At 41.0% G+C, this 20244-nt stretch carries 21 protein-coding genes and 2 tRNA genes; 16 read left to right on the plus strand and 7 right to left on the minus strand.

Annotation, left to right across the window (positions count from 1 at the left end; translation table 11 throughout):
• Positions 1-33 precede the first annotated feature (33 nt).
• A complete protein-coding gene (locus FJ354_04455) occupies positions 34-915 on the plus strand; it encodes an ArsR family transcriptional regulator (GenBank protein ID MBM3905917.1) in 882 nt (293 codons plus the stop codon).
• 2 nt (positions 916-917) lie between these two features.
• Here FJ354_04455 and FJ354_04460 read toward each other — a convergent pair.
• A tRNA-Ile gene (locus tag FJ354_04460) sits at positions 918-1011 on the minus strand.
• Positions 1012-1048: 37 nt separating this feature from the next.
• The gene (locus FJ354_04465) at positions 1049-1600 is read right to left on the minus strand and encodes a thioredoxin family protein (GenBank protein ID MBM3905918.1); all 552 of its coding nucleotides are present in this window, start codon (positions 1598-1600) and stop codon (positions 1049-1051) included.
• Between the two features lie 86 nt (positions 1601-1686).
• On the opposite strand from FJ354_04465, the gene FJ354_04470 reads away from it, so the two are divergent.
• From FJ354_04470 to FJ354_04485, 4 genes are all read left to right on the plus strand, one after another.
• Positions 1687-1758: transfer RNA gene (locus FJ354_04470), tRNA-Ala, on the plus strand.
• A 294-nt stretch (positions 1759-2052) separates the two neighbouring features.
• A complete protein-coding gene (locus FJ354_04475; GenBank protein MBM3905919.1) occupies positions 2053-3126 on the plus strand; it encodes a hypothetical protein in 1074 nt (357 codons plus the stop codon).
• 24 nt (positions 3127-3150) lie between these two features.
• Entirely contained in the window at positions 3151-3621 is a 471-nt protein-coding gene (locus tag FJ354_04480) for a pantetheine-phosphate adenylyltransferase (protein ID MBM3905920.1), read from the plus strand.
• Between the two features lie 61 nt (positions 3622-3682).
• Entirely contained in the window at positions 3683-4012 is a 330-nt protein-coding gene (locus FJ354_04485; protein ID MBM3905921.1) for a hypothetical protein, read from the plus strand.
• Here FJ354_04485 and FJ354_04490 read toward each other — a convergent pair.
• Positions 4009-4290 carry a hypothetical protein gene (locus FJ354_04490; GenBank protein MBM3905922.1) on the minus strand — a complete coding sequence of 94 codons (282 nt, stop codon included), beginning with the start codon at positions 4288-4290 and terminating at the stop codon, positions 4009-4011. The two genes, FJ354_04485 and FJ354_04490, sit on opposite strands and share 4 nt — an antisense overlap.
• Positions 4287-5399 (minus strand): tryptophan--tRNA ligase, encoded by a 1113-nt coding sequence (locus FJ354_04495; protein ID MBM3905923.1) that lies wholly within the window; start codon positions 5397-5399, stop codon positions 4287-4289. The genes FJ354_04490 and FJ354_04495 overlap by 4 nt, the downstream gene beginning before the upstream one ends.
• Before the next feature lie 52 nt (positions 5400-5451).
• Between FJ354_04495 and FJ354_04500 the strand changes: the two genes are divergently transcribed.
• The 6 genes from FJ354_04500 (at position 5452) to FJ354_04525 (ending at position 10635) form a co-directional block, all read left to right on the plus strand.
• Positions 5452-6858, plus strand: a complete 1407-nt coding sequence (locus FJ354_04500; GenBank protein MBM3905924.1) for a phenylalanine--tRNA ligase subunit alpha — start codon at positions 5452-5454, stop codon at positions 6856-6858.
• Positions 6849-8483, plus strand: a complete 1635-nt coding sequence (locus FJ354_04505) for a phenylalanine--tRNA ligase subunit beta (GenBank protein MBM3905925.1) — start codon at positions 6849-6851, stop codon at positions 8481-8483. Before FJ354_04500 ends, FJ354_04505 begins: the two co-directional genes overlap by 10 nt.
• Positions 8484-9084: 601 nt before the next feature.
• Complete coding sequence (locus FJ354_04510; protein ID MBM3905926.1) at positions 9085-9495, plus strand: EVE domain-containing protein; 411 nt, start codon at positions 9085-9087, stop codon at positions 9493-9495.
• A gap of 48 nt (positions 9496-9543) precedes the next feature.
• Entirely contained in the window at positions 9544-9783 is a 240-nt protein-coding gene (locus FJ354_04515; protein MBM3905927.1) for an Lrp/AsnC family transcriptional regulator, read from the plus strand.
• A gap of 24 nt (positions 9784-9807) precedes the next feature.
• Entirely contained in the window at positions 9808-10371 is a 564-nt protein-coding gene (locus tag FJ354_04520; GenBank protein MBM3905928.1) for a hypothetical protein, read from the plus strand.
• Positions 10372-10416: 45 nt separating this feature from the next.
• Complete coding sequence (locus FJ354_04525; GenBank protein MBM3905929.1) at positions 10417-10635, plus strand: hypothetical protein; 219 nt, start codon at positions 10417-10419, stop codon at positions 10633-10635.
• Here the strand turns inward: FJ354_04525 and FJ354_04530 are convergent.
• Positions 10632-11267 (minus strand): hypothetical protein, encoded by a 636-nt coding sequence (locus tag FJ354_04530; GenBank protein ID MBM3905930.1) that lies wholly within the window; start codon positions 11265-11267, stop codon positions 10632-10634. The genes FJ354_04525 and FJ354_04530 overlap by 4 nt on opposite strands.
• Positions 11268-11418: 151 nt before the next feature.
• Between FJ354_04530 and FJ354_04535 the strand changes: the two genes are divergently transcribed.
• The 5 genes from FJ354_04535 (at position 11419) to FJ354_04555 (ending at position 17060) form a co-directional block, all read left to right on the plus strand.
• Entirely contained in the window at positions 11419-13689 is a 2271-nt protein-coding gene (locus FJ354_04535; protein ID MBM3905931.1) for an aconitate hydratase, read from the plus strand.
• Positions 13690-13932: 243 nt separating this feature from the next.
• On the plus strand, positions 13933-14469 hold the full coding sequence (locus tag FJ354_04540; protein ID MBM3905932.1) for a hypothetical protein: 537 nt from the start codon (positions 13933-13935) through the stop codon (positions 14467-14469).
• Positions 14470-14778: 309 nt separating this feature from the next.
• On the plus strand, positions 14779-15747 hold the full coding sequence (gene pdxS / locus FJ354_04545; GenBank protein ID MBM3905933.1) for a pyridoxal 5'-phosphate synthase lyase subunit PdxS: 969 nt from the start codon (positions 14779-14781) through the stop codon (positions 15745-15747).
• On the plus strand, positions 15744-16454 hold the full coding sequence (pdxT, locus tag FJ354_04550) for a pyridoxal 5'-phosphate synthase glutaminase subunit PdxT (GenBank protein ID MBM3905934.1): 711 nt from the start codon (positions 15744-15746) through the stop codon (positions 16452-16454). Before pdxS ends, pdxT begins: the two co-directional genes overlap by 4 nt.
• Before the next feature lie 39 nt (positions 16455-16493).
• Positions 16494-17060 (plus strand): hypothetical protein, encoded by a 567-nt coding sequence (locus FJ354_04555; protein ID MBM3905935.1) that lies wholly within the window; start codon positions 16494-16496, stop codon positions 17058-17060.
• Between the two features lie 27 nt (positions 17061-17087).
• Here the strand turns inward: FJ354_04555 and FJ354_04560 are convergent, their stop codons facing one another.
• Both FJ354_04560 and FJ354_04565 read right to left on the minus strand, forming a co-directional pair.
• Entirely contained in the window at positions 17088-19403 is a 2316-nt protein-coding gene (locus FJ354_04560) for a valine--tRNA ligase (GenBank protein MBM3905936.1), read from the minus strand.
• Between the two features lie 2 nt (positions 19404-19405).
• Positions 19406-20227 (minus strand): 6-pyruvoyl tetrahydropterin synthase, encoded by an 822-nt coding sequence (locus tag FJ354_04565; GenBank protein ID MBM3905937.1) that lies wholly within the window; start codon positions 20225-20227, stop codon positions 19406-19408.
• Positions 20228-20244: the final 17 nt, after the last annotated feature.

Consider the following 20244-nt stretch of genomic DNA (forward strand, 5'->3'; position numbering starts at 1 on the left):
CATAAATAATTAGGCTTGATAATAAAAGCGACTTTGGCAAAAGGGTATTCACTACAAAAAATACAAGAAAAGGTAATTGAGGTTTTATCCGATTCCAAGACTGGCTTGTCTGGAGTAGAGATTGCAGAAAAACTCAATGTCAATAGGGCCACAATGGCAAAATATCTCAATGTTTTTGCAGCAGAAGGATTAATTCGCCAAAAAAACATTGGCAACGCAAATCTGTGGTTTGTGGACTTTGGAACCGAAACGCTCCAGTTTCCGGCAGACTACTATAGGGTCAAAGAAAAATTCCTAGAATATCTGATTGTAAATGACCAACACCAGACATATCAATTAATTCGAAATTCATTTCATTCCGGAGCAGATACTACAACTCTGATAAACGAAGTGATCTTACCTGCAATTGTATCAATAGACGACTTGTATTTGAAAGCAAAAATTGGCACATCCGAGGCAAAAATGCTTCGCGGAATAATTACAAGTTCCATACAAATTCTAAATTCACATGATGAGCCAGATACAAAAAGAAACATAGTCTTGCTCTCAGCAGACTCATCCAGCGTTCTTTACTCACAGGCAGCATCTGCTGCACTTGCATCAAAGGGATGGCAAATCTGGCAAGTTGGTGATGTGTCTGACTCTATTGGGGTCCTATTTGATCTTGACTTGCAGAAATTCATCACAAAAATCTGGAAGCAAAAACAAGGAGAAATGGTAATCACAATATTTTCCGCAACTGAAGAAGGAGCCAAATTTTTCTCAGAATCTGCAAGTTCTATCAAGTCAAAATTTGGCAAAAATCTTCACATCGTGGTTCATTCCAGAACACAAAAACAAAGCACAAAGGCTGAATTTGCAAGCGAAAAACTAGATGCAGTCATACAATGGATAGATTCCATTTCTGGTTTGTAAAATGGTGGGCCGAGAGAGATTCGAACTCTCGACCTTTCGATGTCTGAAAGATTATTTTATCAGTCGAACGCTCCAGCCAAGCTGAGCTACCGGCCCTAAAAAAATCAAATAAAACGGACTTAAAAGTGTGTGGTCAGTTCTTCCATTTTATGGAGCAACCAATCGATGGATCAAAATCTTTTGGAATTGGTTGACCTGCAAGTAATTTCTCTACGGTTGTAACCATTGTTTTTTCAGTAGCCTTATCCTCAGGCTTCATCGCGTTGTCTATTTTTCCATGAAACACTAGCTTACGTTCCTTGTTGAACAAAAACGGATCTGGTGTGCAAACTGCCCCGTATTTTTTTGCTATCTGCTGTGTTTCATCTACCAAATACCAAAATGAAATTCCTTTCTGCTTTGCAAATTCCTTCATGCTATCAAAACTGTCGTCTGGATATGCAACTGCGTCATTACTGTTGATTCCAACTACTGCCAGCTTTCCTTTGAACTTGTTTTGGACTTCGTTTATTGCATCAACCTTTGCCTTGACATATGGACAATGGTTACACATGAAAATTACAAGAAGTGCATCATAGTCTTTGAAGCTAGCAAGTGAGTGATTTTTGTCGTCTACTCCCAAAAGATCAAAGTCTGGAGCAGAATCGTCCTTTCTGAGTACTACTTGGGATTCCATTAAGACCATGTTGTGCGCAATTTGTTTTGCAAATAAAAATTCTTGCCTATATCAAGGACAACAATTAAAATCTGCACGACAAAGCAACTCTCTAAGGGCTGATAGTTCAGGGGTAGAATGCTCGCCTTGCACGCGAGAGGTCAGGGGTTCAAATCCCCTTCAGTCCATACATCGATCTTTTTTGCAAATCTGGGCTTGAGAGATGGATTTAAATATGATATTTAGGGTGGAATATTGAAATGGCAGCAGCATATTCATCCGAAGCAATCGCTGTATGGATACCACTGATAGTCGGTTTAGCTCCAGGCTTAGTTTACTGGTTCGTTATCACCGGCATGAGAAATAAAAAATAATCTCATTTCTTATCTTTTATTCTTAATTTTTGTAAAACCTTCTAGTCCACATTGTTTACAATGTGTAATTCCTCATGTGATTAATGGCGCTTGTGTAGGAAAAATGAAGTGAAAATATTCATATTCGCGCTATTGTTCCTACTCTTGCCAGTAACAACCGCATTTGCCCAAGTTACTGACACACAATCCGCACTTGGGGTCAAGCTTACAAACTCAGACCCCTTCATCTACAAAGACGATGAAGGATACACAGTTGTAATAGGCGAAGTGGAAAATACAAAGGGCTTTCCAGTGAATAATGTCAAGGTCTGGGTTGGCTTTTTCTCTGGTGAGGCAGCAGGCCCTGCTGGAGAAACCCCGCTAGAGACAGTAACTGGAACTTCTCTTTTAGAGGTGATCCCAGCAAAGGGTAAATCTCCATTTATCATTAAATCTGAAACGCCAGATCCAGAAATTACCAAAGTAACAATAAATATTCTAGGATTCAACTCTGCTACCCAAAAGGAGCGACTACTAGAAGTAGAGCCAGGCGCATTAATCATTGGTGAGACAATTACATTTGATGCGCAAATTACAAACACCGGCGCATATACTGCAGAAAACATCAGGGTACACCTGATCGGATTTGATGCGTTCAGTCCGCCAAGAATTGTTGGAATCCAAACCATACTATTGGATGATATTACATCAAAGAAAACAGAAGAAGTATCGTTTGATACTGTAATGGACAACAGAGCATCATCATTTAAGATTATTGCAGAATCTGATGACTCACAATCAAAAATGACAAACGTGGAAGAAATATCACTAGAGTCGCCAACTAGACTAATTACAATAAATGATGTTAATGTGTTGGATTCTGATGGAGAGCGAATCTCCAAAATCAAGATTGGCCAAACCGTAGATGTCTCAAGCAATCTCTCAATATTTACGGCATCTGAGAATCCAGAGCAAGACTATGTGTATTATGTCCAAGTGAGACAGTTTGGAGAAAAGTCACAGGTAGAATTCTTGGGATTTACCGAAGGCAAGTTTGACTCAACAGATCTGCAAATATCTACAGTCAGCTGGACTCCACAAGGTGAGGGAGGGTTTTTCATAGAGACATATGTCTGGGATCTTGATGCAGTGGCACTAGCAGCCCCAAGCAAGACAATATCAGTAATACTGGTAACACCATAAATTCATCTTTGTATATTTGGTAGTATGGCAAAGTTTTCCCTAGTTGCAATGGGTGGCACTTTTGATGTCATACATAAGGGTCATCTTGCGTTGTTGCAGGGGGCGTTCTCCGTTTCAGACAATGTCATAATTGGCCTGACAAGTGACGAGCTTGCCAAAAAAAAAGGCAAAAAGCTAAATCATGAATATTTGCAAAGGCTGGAAACACTAAAGCAGACAATAGAAAGAAAATTCTTAGGTAAATCATACACCATTAGTAAGCTTGACAACGATTTTGGCCCTGCAGTAATTGAGGGAAACATCCAGGCACTGGTAGTAAGCGAAGAAACAGCACACCAGGGGGATGTACTAAACAGGCTTCGAGCGCAAAGAGAACTCCCACCCGTCCGAATCATAATGGTGCCAATGGTATTGGCCCAAGATGGCAAGCGAATTTCCACCACTAGGATTCGCAACTCCGAGATTGACGCTCAGGGAAACCTAATTCAAAGTTGACCAAGTGTTGTTTACTTTTTGAGTCATCTGGATAAAACGGAAATTTTCAAGAATTCCATGCTTGACTCTGATTAACCACATGTCAAAAAAGCTCAAAAACGATGTTACGGGACTGCAGGAAGGACTTCATCCAGAAAGCCTGACGTTTTGGTATGGCGTGGTAATCAAAGAAGCAAAGGAAATGGCGCCGTCCTGGCTCGTGGATAAAATCAACGTAAAGCAGGATCCTATCTTACCAATGAAGTTTAACTTAGATATATCAAAAAGAGCTGTTCGATATTTTATGATGGCAGTGGACAACAACCTGCACAAAATGCCTACATCCACAAAATTTTACTTTCTCAAAGTAGAAGAGACACTATCCAATGAAATGGACAAGTCACTAGTCTAGCCCTTTGTGATCTCTACTGTTTCTGTGGTGGTCTTGGTGTCTGTTATCTGATTTACGTTATCCAAAACAGACTGGATAAAATCCACAAAAATGTCTACCTGGACTGTGTCCTTTAGGACAATCGAATGTGCGGACTTGTCCTTTAGTGCAATTATCACTTCATTGTCGTAAACATTTAGAATTGATGAGATGAATGTCTCTTTCCCATCCTTGATGAAAATAAGACTAGCAAGCTTTGCTGCTTCGTGTTTGTCCTGACAGATTATCCAAGTCTTCATTTGTCTTCTAGAAGGAATTTGTCGATCTGCTCTTTGGCTTTTTCTCTTCTTTGTTGATGTGAAACTAGAAAGTCGGTCACTTTTTCAATTAGGATTGCTTTTAGCTCACCTGTGAGCATTTTGCCTGACTTGTAGTCATCATAGATTGTCTTTAGTTTTTTATCGTCTGGCTCAAAAAAGATTCTCAGATATTGATATGATACATCAATATCTGGATTTCCACCAATTTTGCGGTGCTCTTCTACTGTTGACTGGCCACCGGAAAATGCATACTTGTTTATCTTTTTCTTGATTTGCTCTGGGGTATCAGTCGTGTATATTGTGCCGGATTCTTCGGATGCGGACATTTTTCCGCCAGGCCCCGAGAGGGCTGGGATCATAATATTGTGGATTAGTGCAGGTTTTTCTTTGCCTATTCGTGGTGCAACATCGCGTGTAATTCTAAAGTGCGGGTCTTGGTCCACTCCAAGTGGAATCAAAACAGGCCTGTCCTCAATAAAGCACGGGGCTGACTGTAGTGATGTGTAAAATATCATGCCCACATTTGTCTCGTTTGTAAAGCCAAAGACTGCCTTGGTGTTGGAAAAGTTGATCTTTTTTGCAACTTGAGATGCAATCGGATATAGAGTTTTGATGTTTCTTGTGTTGATGATTATCTTTGTTTTTTCTGGCTTGAATCCAAGTGCGATAAAATCCAACGCGTTTTCATAGGCAAACTTGCTTGTCTGCTCAAGTGTTAGGTCTTGCTTTGCAAAGAATTTTTCATCATCTGTTAGCTGAAAGTATAGGTTCGTGTCAAATTTTTCCTGCAACCACTTTGTGAAAACCCATGGGACGAGATGCCCGATATGGGTGTGGCCGGAAGGACCTCGTCCCGTATACAAAAAGAACTTTTCTCCCTTTTGATAATCTGAGAGAATTCGTGATAGGTCTCGGTGCGAGAAGAAAACGCCCCGTCTGAGCATAAAGTGAAGCTCGCCGGTCACGGATTCGATTTTTTTTAGAATTTCCTGCGTGATCTTTTCTGTACCAAACTGTTTGATGAGCTTATCATAGTCGATTTCTCCTTCTACGTGCCAGGGAGTAACAATGAAATCATCAGAAGGCATCCATGGTCAAGTTAGGTTAAGGTTTAAAAAGTCTTTTCGGGTCGTTTTGCTGTTGTCTCAAGTTCTCCATCCCATTGAGAAAACAATAATCAAATTATTACAAGCTGAAAAAAATCTCACAGAATCGCAAATCATGGAAAAAACCAAACTTTCTGCAGACCAGACAAGGCGCGGAATAGAATGGCTTCGGCTCAAGAATTTGGCAGTGGTGCAAGAATCAGAACAATTGTTTTTTGCTTTGGGCAAAAATGGACTTGGGGCAAACAAGGAAGGTTTGCCAGAAAGAAAACTGGTAAATCTCATTTCTGGTGCACCTGTACCGTTTGATGATCTGCGAAAAAAATTGCTAGATGAGATGAATGTGGCAATTGCAAATGCCAAAAAAAACGACTGGATCACAATAACTAAAAACGATTCTGGAAGTATTGTTTCGCTAAAGACAAATCCGAACCAGACAAGCGAAGAGAAAATCCTTTCGGTAATAGGTGAAGGCAAAATCACACAAGACCAGATCAAAGATTCAGCCGCGCTGGAATCACTCAAAAAAAGACCTGACTATATAGTAATAGAGTCTGTCAAAACCAAGACAATTTCGTTATCGGAGGAGGCAAAGTCAATTGACGTTGATGCAGCTGACTCTGGCGCAATCGACGTTGAAGCGGACGTTCCTATGATTCATGCAGCAAAAACTCACCCACTCAAAGATACAATTGGTGAAATTCGCGAAATCTTTGTCAGTCTTGGCTTTACAGAAATTGCAGGCAATCTGGCACAGCCTGGATTTTGGAACTTTGATGCATTATTCACACCGCAGGACCATCCTGCTAGGGAAATGCAAGATACATTTTACATCAAAGACAAGCGTGCACAAAACTTTGCAACCCAAGCCCAGATAAACTCGGTCTCTACCTACCACAAAAAGGGATGGAAATATCCATGGAATCTGGATGCTGCACGAAAAATGGTTTTGCGAACCCATACCACATGCGTCACCATAAAATATCTTGCAGAGAACAAGCCTACCGAAGCCCGAGTGTTTTCATTGGGTCGTGTATTCAGAAACGAAAAGGTCAGCTACAAGCATCTGGTGGAATTTAATCAAGTAGAAGGAATCGTGGTTGGAAAAAATGTCTCGCTACGAGACCTGATGGGAATCCAAACACAATTTTACAAAAAGCTAGGCCTCAACAAAATAAAGTTTTGGCCCACATTTTTCCCGTACACCGAACCGTCATTGCAGACAATGGTATACAATGAAAAGCTAGACAAGTGGATTGAGCTGTTTGGCATGGGAATATTCCGACCTGAGGTGACTAGACCATTTGGAATTACTCGCCCGGTTTTGGCGTGGGGTGGAGGAATTGAGAGAATTGCAATGCTAAAGTATGGACTGGATGATGTTCGAGAATTTTACAACAACAACCTAAACTGGCTGAGGAGCACTCCAAAATGCCAGTAGTCACACTATATCTATCAAGGCTGCAAAAACTCGTAGGCAAGACAAGCAAAAACAGGATAATTGATTCGCTGCCGTTTTTGGGCCTAGACATAGAAGAGCAAACTGACAAATACATTCGCGTAGAATACAGCCCAAACAGGCCGGATTATGCAACAGATGTTGGAATTGCGACCGGACTTCAGGGACTACTTGGAATCAAAAAAGGAATTGCCAAGCTAGTAGTCAAAAAAGCTGACAGAAACTATTCCATCAGGACAGATCCTGCAGTAAAAAAGATCCGACCATATGTTTTAGGATTGATTGCAAAGGGGGGAAAGCTAGACGATGAAATCATTCGACAGCTAATTGCGCTACAAGAAGACCTTCACTTTGGCATTGGAAGAAGGCGCAAAAAGGCATCAATTGGGATACACAACCTTGACGCCGTAAAACTTCCTTTATTGTACACAGTCAAATCCAGAGTTCACAAGTTTGTGCCGCTTGCTGCAGACAAGGAAGTTTCTGTATCGCAGATCCTCGATACCATGGATGCTGGCAAGGAATACTCCGCAATACTTGGGAGTGCTTCTGGTGTTCCGATGATTCTAGATGCACAGCAAAACACCATCTCCTTTCCACCAATAATCAACTCTGCATTGACCACAGTAACTACATCTACTACGAACATACTTGTGGAAGTAACCGGAAATGATCCCAGTGCAGTATCTGACACACTGTCTGTGATCGCATCTGCATTGCAGGGACTGGGCTTTACTTTGTACGATGTGAAAACCGACAAGAAAAGCTCTGCCGAGTCGCTAAAAACAAGAATCATCTCACTTGAATCTACTCTGGTCAATCAAATCCTTGGATTGAATCTGTCTTCGGCTCAAATCTGTAATATGTTGCGAAAATGCAGATTAGATGCAGTAGTTAGGAACAAAAAAATCTCTTGCACAATTCCAAGATATCGCTTTGATATTTTTGGCCCAATGGATCTGGTAGAAGAAGTGGGACTTGGATATGGAATTCAAAATCTTTCCCCAACACTTCCGTCATCTGTTTCAGTTGGACAAAAAAGTGAGACAACGCTCAAGCTTGACCAGCTTGGACAGATTATGATAGGCCTAGGCTTTGCTGAGGCATTAAACTCGTCTCTTACAAGCAAGCAAATACTATACAATAACACCAAGCGTGACTCTGCAAAGCTAATCGAGGTTGCAGAATCAAAAAGCCAAGAGCACACCGTATTGCGTGACTCTATCCTACCGGGACTATTGGAAAACCTTTCAAAAAACATTCACGAGCAATATCCACAAAAACTATTTGAAACGGGAATTGTTTTTTCCGGAAACTCCTCAATCACAGAATCTATTTCATTTGCATGTGTTACTGCACACAAGGACTCTGGCTATACTGAAATCAAGTCCGTGTTGCAATCTCTACTAAAGACCGATTCCAACATTGAATGCAAAACTAAAACTGCACAAGATCCAATGTTTGAAAAAGGCAAAACTGCCGAGATTTTGGTAAACGGCAAAAAAATTGGTTTGGTGGGTGAGATAGATTCTCAAGTTATGGAGAACTTCAAAATACGCGTACCAGTAAGTGGATTTGAAATAATACTTAGTGACTTTCTCATCTAAGATATACAAAGACGAGATTTTACTAGATAAATTTCACTAATGATTTACCAGTAAAAAAACTGCGCAAGTGATTTTATTAAAAATAGTTTTTTTGCCAATGACAAAAATAAGTACCAAATTTTCAGAAGTATTGCTACTATTACTGGTAATTGCGATTATTTCGGCATCGATTACGTTTACCACAATAGTCTTTGAGATTCTGCAAGTATATTGTTAGCCCATCCTTGCCTGACTGTCTGGTGAACAACAAAGTCTTATAATTACCAAAAAATACTCGAGGGAATTTAAGATCTCGCACAGTTTTTTCCAAGCATTCCTACTTCTTACTCTATTTTTTATGCATCTAGTCTTTCCTTTTTTCTATACCTGACTTAATATTTGAGAGAATTGCTACGGATTTTGCCCTAACAAAGGCATACAGACGGACTAGAATGATATGATGCTTAAACATGATTTCTGGGTCCACCCAGGTATGCGACATGGGGCTACCCCGGTCACAGAGCATGTTTGAGGAAATAGGCTAAAGACCTGTGAGAACGTGTGAGTCAGTGCCGGGGTACATTATCCTAGCAAAAAATATTAGATTTGCAAATCTACTCATATTATGAATTACTGGCTGTGCAAGCAAGAACCGTCCACATACAACATGGACTTGCTCCAAAAGGAAAAGACCACAACCTGGGACGGTGTCCACAACAACCTAGCAATAAAGCACATCAATTCGATGAAAAAAGGTGATCAAGCGTTTTTCTATCACAGTGGAGACGAAAAACAAATTGTTGGCATCATGGAAATAATATCCAATCCATATCCAAACCCGAAAGAAAAAAATCCGAGATTTGTTGTAGTTGATGTAAAATTCAAAAAGCGACTGGAAAACCCAGTAACGCTTGCACAGATCAAGACAAATCCGAAATTCAAAGATTGGGAGCTGTTGCGAATATCAAGGCTCTCTACAATGCCAGTCCCTACTCAGATCTGGAGTGAAATACTGAAAATTTCACAAAAATAGAAACTGGCAATAGGTTTATTGATATATGCCGCGGTGTATACTTTAGTTATGGCAACAGCATACGTTTTGATAAACTGTGAACTAGGTTCAGAAGAAGCCATTATCAAGCAATTAAAGTCACTTGATGGTGTAAAAGAGGTTCACGGCACTTTTGGCGCATATGACATCTTAGCCAAAATCGAATCCCCAACAGTAGAGGCGTTACGTGAGACCATTACTTGGAAGATTCGAAAAATAGAGAAAATCCGATCTACATTAACCCTAATGGGTATTGAGGGTCAGTCTTAAACACTTACCTCTTTTTCTTGTGTCATGCTTTTACATTTCATATTCATGGTTACCAAGGAAGACTTAGAGTCACGGACCAAGGAATTTGAGTACATTCAGCAGATGGCTCAATTTTACAAAAAATGGATCAAAGACACATTTTCTTTGGATTATGATGTAAAATGCGACCAGATGATAGTTCCAAAACAGAGCCTGATTCGAAGACTGGACACTGCAGTATTAGTAGAAGACCACAAGTCTCGCGACCACGACACATTTCATTTCTACTTGGCAAACTTTAGGCCGATGTGGACTGACTGCACGTGCGAAGGGTACTATGCAGAAAACTTTGCAATGGTATTGTGGGTCAAGCCTAAAGAAGACGAGCTTTTGCTGACGTGTCAGAAAAACTGCACGGTAGTGTCGCATGAATTAGCACACGAATTGTTGCGCCAAAAAAAATTTAAAAATCAATACGAAATGGTCCATGATGTCTGGTCAAAGCATCTCTTCAAGGATCTCGCATTTGAGCAATACGGAAAAAACTTTGAGCGCAACACATCGCAGCCATATTTTATGACACTTGATGCATCCGAGCTTCGGTCATAATATAATCACCCGCTGTTTTAATCCGTCCAGATTTGAAATAATATTATGCTGGTTTGCAGGGGATATTGCAAGACAAAATACAAGGAATACCTGGGTGAGTTCTCGCTAAAATACAACGGGCAGAAAAGATGCGGAATATGCGACGTTTACATGAAAATCCAGGAGATAAAATGCCCGTGCTGCAAATCCGTCTTGCATGTAAGGCCAAGACACTCACGTGCCAAGACAAAATACTATGAGAGTAAAAACGTACAGTGGATCTAGCTGCACTTGGTCACAGAATAGATTCTGTTCTCAAAGTTTGCAGTCTTGATTTCTAGCCTGTTTTCAGCGTCTGACTTTCTTGACTTGCTGAGCCTTTCTAACTCGACTAGGGAATCGCCCTTGAAGCCGACTGAAGTGCCAAAGATTGCATCGGTCAGCATTGTTCCATGATCGCCCTTTTTGACATCATCTACTATGCCGTAAAACTTGATTGCCTCTCTTTTTTGGACCGGGGTTCCGGTTGACTTGTTGAATGCGACTGCAATGTACATGCCGTTATTTTTGACTGCGACTGGAACCTTGTGATTTTTGCCAGAGGTGCCAGGAATTGTTTCGTTGATCAAAATATCGCATTTATGGTACATGCTTGCTACATATGCGTAAAATCTAAAGTCGGCAAACTTACCGGCATCATCACTTTCACAGTCGATAAAAATTCTATGCAACATGACAAGGGCAGTGTCGTTCATGCTTTGAAGTCTGTCATCAAGACGACCTCGCTCTAAAAGATTTGAACCGCATTCTTTGGCAATTTTTTTCAATATAAAATCAGGCAGATTGTAGTTTTTCAGTGCGGCAATGTACGAGCCTGCTTGTGACATGCCGAAGCTTGGGAATCCTTTATTGACCATGCATATGACCTCCCTTAGAAATAATACAATGAATCATACCCCGTACCTTATGGTAAAGCTGCTTTTTGCTTATAACTGTTGGGAATAACTAAATTTTCAAACAAAAAAGCCTGATACGATTTATAACTAATTGGTAGGGAATTATTAATTCGTGGAAATAGAGACGACACAAAAACTCGTAACTGATGTCTATGAAAAACTAGAACAAAACATTTCCAAATTTAGAAATGTTGTCAATCGCCCACTTACACTCTCTGAAAAAATCCTTGTAGGACACTTGGCGGAATTTGGCGGAAAAGAGCCGGAGCGAGGAAAGAGCTACGTCTTTTTGAGACCTGACAGAGTAGCACTGCAAGACGTTACGGGGCAAACCGTGATGCTAGAATTCATGCAGGCAGGACTAAAGCAAGTCGCCCTGCCAACCACAGTCCACTGTGATCACCTGATCCAGGCAAGGGTGGGTGCAAAGGAAGACACCAAGCTTGCGATTTATGAAAATAATGAGGTTTACACGTTTTTGGAATCTGCTTCCAAAAAATATGGTGCGGGATTCTGGAAGCCGGGTGCCGGTATCATACACCAAGTGGTGCTGGAAAACTATGCGTTTCCGGGAGGAATGATGATTGGGACCGACTCACACACACCAAACGCTGGAGGCCTTGGAATGGTGGCAGTTGGAGTTGGCGGAATGGATGCAGCAGAAGTGATGGCGGGAATGCCATGGGAGTTGCTATACCCAAAAAGAATAGGGGTATACCTTACGGGACAGATGAGTGGATGGACTGCACCAAAAGACATCATACTCTATGTTGCAGGCCAGCTAACGGTATCTGGCGGAACTAATGCAATTATCGAATATTTCGGCCCAGGAGCCAAGACAATCAGCTGCACAGGAAAAGCAACCATAACAAACATGGGTGCAGAAATTGGCGCTACCTGTTCTATCTTTGAATATGATGAAAAGATGGCAAACTATCTAAGAGCCACCGGCCGAGGACAGCTTGCAGATATTGCAAATCAGCACAAGGATATTCTGACGGAGGATGAAGACGTGGTGAAAAATCCTACGAAATATTTTGACAAGGTGATAATGATTGATCTCTCAAAACTAGAGCCGCACATTGTTGGTCCACACACGCCTGACTTGGCAAGGCCTATCTCAAAACTGGCAGAGGATGTAAAAAAGAACAATTATGTCGATGACATTTCCGTTGCGCTAATTGGTAGCTGTACAAATTCATCATATGAAGACATGTCACGTGCAGCATCCGTTGCAAAGCAGGCAAAACAAAAAGGGGTTAAGTCAAAGATTCCATTATTAGTGACACCTGGCTCTGAGCAAGTCAGAGCAACAATAGAGCGAGACGGGCAAATGCAAATGCTAGATGACATCGGTGCAACTGTGTTGGCAAACGCATGTGGTCCATGCATCGGTCAGTGGAGTAGACCTGAGCTCAAAAACGATAACCCAAATACTATAATCACTTCGTTTAACCGAAATTTCCCTGGACGAAATGACGGAAAACGAAACACTATGAATTTCATTGGAAGTCCTGAGCTGATAATTGCACTATCACTTGGCGGGAGACTGTCGTTTAACCCAATTAATGACGAGTTAACGGCACAAGACGGAACAAAATTCAAGCTGGCGCCACCAGAGATCGCACCCGATGTTCCTAAGGATGGATTCAAGACTGGAGTGGACGTCTATGTTTCGCCATCGCAAAACCCAGATTCCGTTAGTGTGATAATTGATCCAAGCAGCTCAAGACTGCAGAAACTAGAGCCGTTTACTCCATGGGACGGTAATGACTATATCGACTTACCAATAATGGTCAAGGCAAAGGGGAAGTGTACCACTGATCACATTTCACCTGCTGGCGCCTGGCTATCATATCGGGGACACCTGGACAAGCTGAGTGACAACCTCCTTTTGGGGGCGGTAAATGCTTTTTCTGGTGATGTAGGCAAGGGCAAAAACACACTGGATAATATCGTAGAGTCTTTTCCAAGCATTGCAAGAAAATACAAGTCAAAGGGCCTGAAGTGGGTAATAATTGGAGATACCAACTATGGGGAAGGAAGTAGTAGAGAACATGCGGCACTGACTCCAAGGTTTTTGGGATGTGGAGCAGTAATAGCAAAATCATTTGCAAGAATCCACGAGACAAATCTCAAAAAACAAGGACTACTCGCATTGACATTTTCAAATCCTACCGATTATGACAAAATCCAGGAAACAGACCGACTTAGTCTTGTCGACTTGGGCAAGATAGAGCAGGAAAAACCAGTACGATGTATAATAACACACGTAGATGGAAAGAAAGAAGAGATTTACCTATCCCACACATTCAACTCTTCGCAGATTGAATGGTTCAGACAAGGCTCTGCGCTAAACGTTTTACGAAATAAATCAAGATAACGTGGGGCCGACCGGAGTTGAACCGGCGATCTACAGGTCACTGCAGCTCCAAACTCACATCATCTTGTGAAATCAGTTTGGATTGTATTACTTCTGGAGCCTCTAGCGATGACTTTGTCAATCATAGTCGCCTTACCAGGCTGGGCTACGACCCCACGAATTAAACAAATCCAGACTTGGATTTATTCTATCTGGTGCCGTCAAAAAATTAGATTTATTATAAAATCAAAGATTCAATGTGTAATGGCAAAACCCATTCTCATAATAGGTGCGTTGATTCCAGTGATCTTTGCCATTTTGATCGCAATCCCAATGATTATGAACCCACAAATTCCGTTTACTGCTGCAAACGCTGACGATAAAATCAACATAGAGCTGATAAAGTATGATCTCAAAAAAATCTCACTTGGGGTAACTGACAGGCTTGCGCCACAAAAATCCGAAATCCTGACCATATCTGATGATGGCGCATTAAAGTATACTCTGAATGTACCAGATGTTGCGCCAGTGGAGAAGACCATGATCTTACCAAAGGGAAATGTGACCAAAATCACTGCGCTGATAAAAGAGACTGGCTTTATGCAATTACCGATTGACAACATTTCTGCAGATGAATCTCAAACCGAATTTACAAAATTCTCACTCAAAGTAACGCTAAACGGCAAAACAAAACATATCCAGTGGGCAGAACAAAATACCACATCAACATTTGTTCCACCACTGATATCAAGGTTGGAGCTAGAACTTGAACAGCTCATTGATTATGTAGAAAAGAACTGACCACAATCAACTACACCCTATCATCTTTCCAACATGCGTATTTCTAACACTCTGATTTCATCTTCTAAAATCATCCCTGTCATATTCAATAGGCTTTTGTTTTGCCATTATTTTCTTTACGGACATTTTGCCTAAAATATTATGTCGCGAATTACATGTCACAAACATGTGTTAAAAGCCCACAAGTAAAACGGAACCTCTGCGTGAATCGTAGACAATTGCTAGTGATCTGCGCACGCAAAACTTTAGTGGTAATTATATTGCACATTTCCCTATTCCTATAAATAAGCAAAATTAGCTAATGTCTTTATGATTCCACTATCCGGTGACCTACCAAGCGCAAAGGGTAAAGTGAGTGAGCGAGTAGGTGCATCTTCCAGAGTACGTGGAACATCCACACTCAAACGCGGATTTGCACACATGCTCAAAAATGGTGTAGTCATGGATGTCACAACAGTAGAGCAGGCCCAAATAGCAGAAGAAGCTGGAGCCGTCTCTGTAATGGTTTTAGACAAACTTCCGTCCGATGTGCGAAAGGCAGGAGGAGTTGCAAGAACTGCAAGCATACGAGTAATAGAGGAAATAATGGACGCAGTGACAATACCCGTCATGGCAAAGTGCAGAATAGGTCATGTGTATGAAGCTCGTGTACTAGAAGAGACAAACGTGGACATGATTGATGAATCCGAAGTGCTAACACCAGCTGACGAAACTCATCACATCTGGAAATGGGACTTTACAACTCCGTTTGTCAATGGTGCAAGATCCTTGGCAGAGGCATTGCGGAGAATAGAGGAAGGTGCCGCAATGATTAGGACCAAGGGAGAGCCTGGAACTGGAAATGTTGCAGAAGCAGTAACACATATCAAAAAAGTAAATGACGAATTACGATTAATCAAATCAGTTTATGACTCTGGGGATCACCAGGATCTGGTCAGAATTGCAAGAGAATTCAAAGTATCATATGATCTGGTGGAACAAACTGCACGTGTTGGCAGATTACCAGTTGTGAATTTTGCAGCAGGCGGAATTGCAACACCAGCAGATGCTGCCTATCTTATGTCACTGGGATGTGACGGAATCTTTGTTGGCTCTGGTATATTTAAAGCGGAAGATGCCAAAGAGCGAGCGTTAGCAATTGTACTTGCAACTACATTTTGGGAAGATGCAGACAAGGTCAAAGAGGCCCAGAGAATGATAGATGAGCGACAATCAATCCTGGGACTTGATGTCAAAAATCTCGAAATGCGAATGCAAGAGCGTGGTAGTACGGCATGAGCGTAAATGTTGGCGTTTTGGGAATTCAAGGAGATGTTGCAGAAAATATTGCGGCAACTCGAGCAGCTCTAGGACGAGCAGGAATCAAAGGTATCGTGCGACAGGTAAAGACATCATTAGAGATTTCAAAGCTGGACGCGTTGATATTGCCAGGGGGCGAGAGCACCATGATGGGACAAATGACACTAGTCAACGGGGCAATAAAGACAATCAAGGACAAAATCCAAAAAGGAATGCCTGTATTTGGAATATGCGCAGGCCTGATTTTGTTATCCAAACATGCCGAAGATAGAATTGTTGGAAAAATGGATCAACCGCTATTGGAATTACTGGATGTGCGAGTGGAGAGAAACTCGTTTGGACGACAACGCGACTCATTTGAGACAGAAATCTCTGCACAGCCAATAGGAATACCAAAATCCCACGGCGTGTTTATTCGGGCACCATCAATTGAAGGAATTGGCAAGGACGTTCAGACAATCTCAAAGTATAATGAAAAAGTGGTTGCGGTAAAACAAGGAAATATTTTGGGTGTTGCATTTCATCCGGAGCTGACCGGTGACGTTTCATGGCACCGATACTTTGTATCAATGATAAAGCCACAAAATAACAACCATAAACCACAAAACCAAAAACCCAAACAAAACAACCAAAAACCAAAGCAGCAAAATATTCCAAAACCTAAACCGCAAAACAACAAAAAATAACCTCATCGATAATATTATTCTGGATTTTGTAGTGCATCATTGGATGATCAGCTGTTACACATAAGAAGAGCATTTGGAATTCTATTTGTTTTGGTGTCCGCGGCAGTATCTGTCGCATCCACACTTAGCTTGATAATTTCACTGGAGAACTATCCTGTGTTTTGGTATGCCATTGTATGGACTACCTCATTTGGTATTCCATTTGGTGCGTATTTTGCAAAATCTAGAGCAAAACTGATGATGATTAGACAGCGAATGAAAAACAGCGTTAGCTGGTCCACACCAGTCAAAGCAGTAAATGGATTATGCTGGGCTTTGCCTTTTGCACTAATTGGTATTTTTCCATCATTAATTCAGTACCTGATATTGTTTGGGATAGGACTTGGAAATCTTTCCACATACATCCTTATGCGAAAATTCAGTGGAGTGACAAATAACGAGCAATTGATGGTAGGTGCTGTATCGTTGGCTTTTATTCCAGCTGCAGTACAAATTGATCAAACAATATTTTTGCATAATCAACCGTTTGCAGTATTTTTATCTAGAATACTGATTGCGATATCGTATGCACTGGGTGGAATTTTTGCACTGTTGTCTAGGAAATAATTGTAAAACAAATAATGTCTGTAATCTTTACTGAATTCTATGCATTGGAATTAAATCCTTTGCAAATATTTTAAGCGACTCTTGAATCTCTTTTGATATGGAATCTTTTAGTGATAACCCTTTTGATTTCTTTTCATTCCAGACCTTGGAATTGAATTCCTCAATTTCTTTTGTGTACTGACTCATGTCTAGAAAGCCTTCTGGCTTTGGACGCTTTTGTCTGTGAATTGTTTCATTAGAGTATAGTTCCTGCCAGAGATGATCCGTGATAAATGGAGAAATTGGTGCAAGCAAGAGCAGTATTGTGGATAAAACCCTGTGTAATGTGTAAATTGCCGCATTTTTTTCTGCCTCTGTAAAACCTTCACCGTATGCACGCGCCTTTACCATCTCGATATAGTGAGCTGCAAACAGATTCCAGGTGAATTCACGAATTGCTATTGCAGGCACAAAAAAGTTGTATTCAGAGTAGCCTTTTTGGCATTCTACAATGACTCGGTCCAATTCTGATAGGATCCACTTATCTGTAGCAGTTGGTTCTGCCTTTTCTATTATATCATAGCTAGAAATGAACCGAGATACATTCCAAAGCTTGGATAGGAATTTTTTTGTTGCCTCTATTTTCTGCTCAGAGCACCTAAAGTCATAACCGTGATTGATCTCTGATGCACTCCAAAATCGAAAAGTATCTGCGCCAAATTTTTCAATTATTGGTAGTGGGTCTACTGCATTGCCTTTACTCTTTGACATTTTCATTCCTTTCTCATCCAGACCATATCCCATTATCCAGGCCTCAGACCATGGACTGGAACCTGTGAGCTGATCGCATCGCAATATTGTATAGTACAACCAGGTTCGAACAATATCTTTAGCCTGCGGTCGTAGAGTTGCTGGATAGGTCTTTTTAAAAAATTCTGAATCCTTGTTGTACTTTGAGATGAATAATGGTGAGACTGATGAGTCCATCCAAGTATCAAATGTTCTAGTTTCGCCAACAAATTCTTTAGCTCCACATTTTTTGCACTGCTCAAATGGTGCAGGATCTAACCATGGTTTGTAGTATTTTCCGGGAGTTGGTACATGTGGATCCGAGCAGGCCTTGCAGTACCAGATTGGGATTTCTGTTCCATAATATCGTCTTCTGGATATAGGCCAGTCAATTGATATGGAGTCTAGCCAGTTCATCAGGATTTGTTTGTGCATGTCTGGATAAAATTTGATTTTCTGTCCAATTTCGCGAATTTTTTCTATAACGTCAATCTGTTTTACGTAATATTCCTCCATGGGTATGATTTCAATTGGAATTTTACTGCGCTCAGAAACCGGCGTTCTGTGAGTAATTTCCTCGATTTTCTCAACTAGGCTGGCATTTTGCAAGTCTTCGATTATCTGGTTTCTTGCCTGCTTGACTTTGAGGCCTGCATATTTCCCTGCAGATTCTGTCATCAAGCCGTTCATACCAATTGCAACAATTTCTTCTAGTTTCATTTCTCGAAATAGAGCAACGTCGTTTTGGTCACCATATGAACAGACCATGACAGCGCCGGAACCAAATTCCTTCTGTGCAGAGTGATGCGTCCTAATTGTGACTTCTCTGTTTATTACTGGAACGATGATTTTTTTGTCAACAACATCTTGGTATCTTGAGTCATCTGGATTTACTATTACTGTCTGACATGCACATAGCAGTTCCGGTCTGGTACTAGCTATGATGATTTCTCTATCTGAATCTTTGATTTTGAATTTCATATATACTAGCTTGGTTGGAATGTCTTGATATTGGATTTCTGCATCTGCAATCGTGGTGCCAGAAACCCAGTCGTAGTTGTTTGGGCGAGTTGCCTTGTAGACTGTTCCACGATTCCATAATTCAATAAACGTTGATTGTGTTAAGATTCTATATTCTTCAGAATCGGTTCTGTAATAGTTTGCAAAATTTCCAGAGAGTCCTAGGCTCTTCATAATCTGTAGCATTTCGGCTTCTAAGTCGTCTAGAGAACTTTTGCATAATTCTAGGAATTTGCTTCGCTCTGTTTCCTGCATTCGAATGTTGTGCTTTTTTTCTGTGTACAGTTCCACTGGCAGTCCATTTCTGTCTATGCCTATTGGAAAATACACATGATTGCCGTTCATTCGCGCAGTTCTAGCTACCATGTCTATCTGGGAATAGTGAGCTGCAGCCCCAATGTGCCAAGGCCTGCCTGACGGATATGGAGGAGGTGTGTCTATGACAAAGTTCTTGTTTTCAGGCACAAAATCGTACAGGCCAGAGTCTACCCACTGTTTTAGGATCTTTGCTTCAAGCTCTGGATTCCATGCAGTTTCTTTGATTTTTGGTTCCATGACTAGTACTTGGAAATCTTGGAAATCAGATGTGCGCCCTTGTTGTATCCTTCGTAAATGTATACGCCCACCGCTTCAATGTTCTTTGGTAGCTTGGGCACTAGAAGCTTGATTATCTCAGTAGAGAGAGTTTCAACTGTAGCTTCGCCTTCCAAGAGAAAGGTGGTATTTTTTGGTACTTGCATGTCAAACATTCCCTTTGGTCCCTCAAATGATATTCTATAATGTGATTGGTCTTCTGATTTGACATATTTTCTGTGGATAAAGAACTTGTGATCCAAAATTCCAATTACTTGCTTGATGATTCTCTTCGCCTCACCAAAATCTATTAGCAAATTATTTTTCATATCTCCTACTAATTCCACCAGTACATTTGAGGTATGTCCGTGCAAAAGGGAACATTTTTCCACTAATGGCAAAATATGCGCATAGTCAAACGCAAACGATGGATCATCAATGAAGATAGATCCTGACTGGGCATCCTTGGTGTCATAGAATACAATTTCTTCTAGCTCTTTGAGCTTTGCAGCAAGCTGGGGATGACCAATTGCCATGATAGTGTGGTTTTCAGATTTTATCTCCTTGTATTTTGCAATGTCGGATTCTGAATCAATTACCACGATTAATTTATCGTCACTTGTTTTGAAATTAACCTGAACTGTTTTTCCGCTTGACAATCTCATCTTGTGCTGGTACTCGTATGATGTTCCCAAAAAGGAGAGCATCTGTGCAATGGACAGCTCTGTTCTTGATTTTAGCAGTGTGCCGTTTTTGTCAATGTATCTAAAATCTGCATCCAATATTGTAGAGTTGTCAAGTGTCATTCGTAAATTTCCTCGGT

This window comes from Nitrososphaerota archaeon (assembly GCA_016872055.1).
In the GTDB taxonomy this organism is placed as follows: Archaea; Thermoproteota; Nitrososphaeria; order Nitrososphaerales; family Nitrosopumilaceae; genus Nitrosotenuis.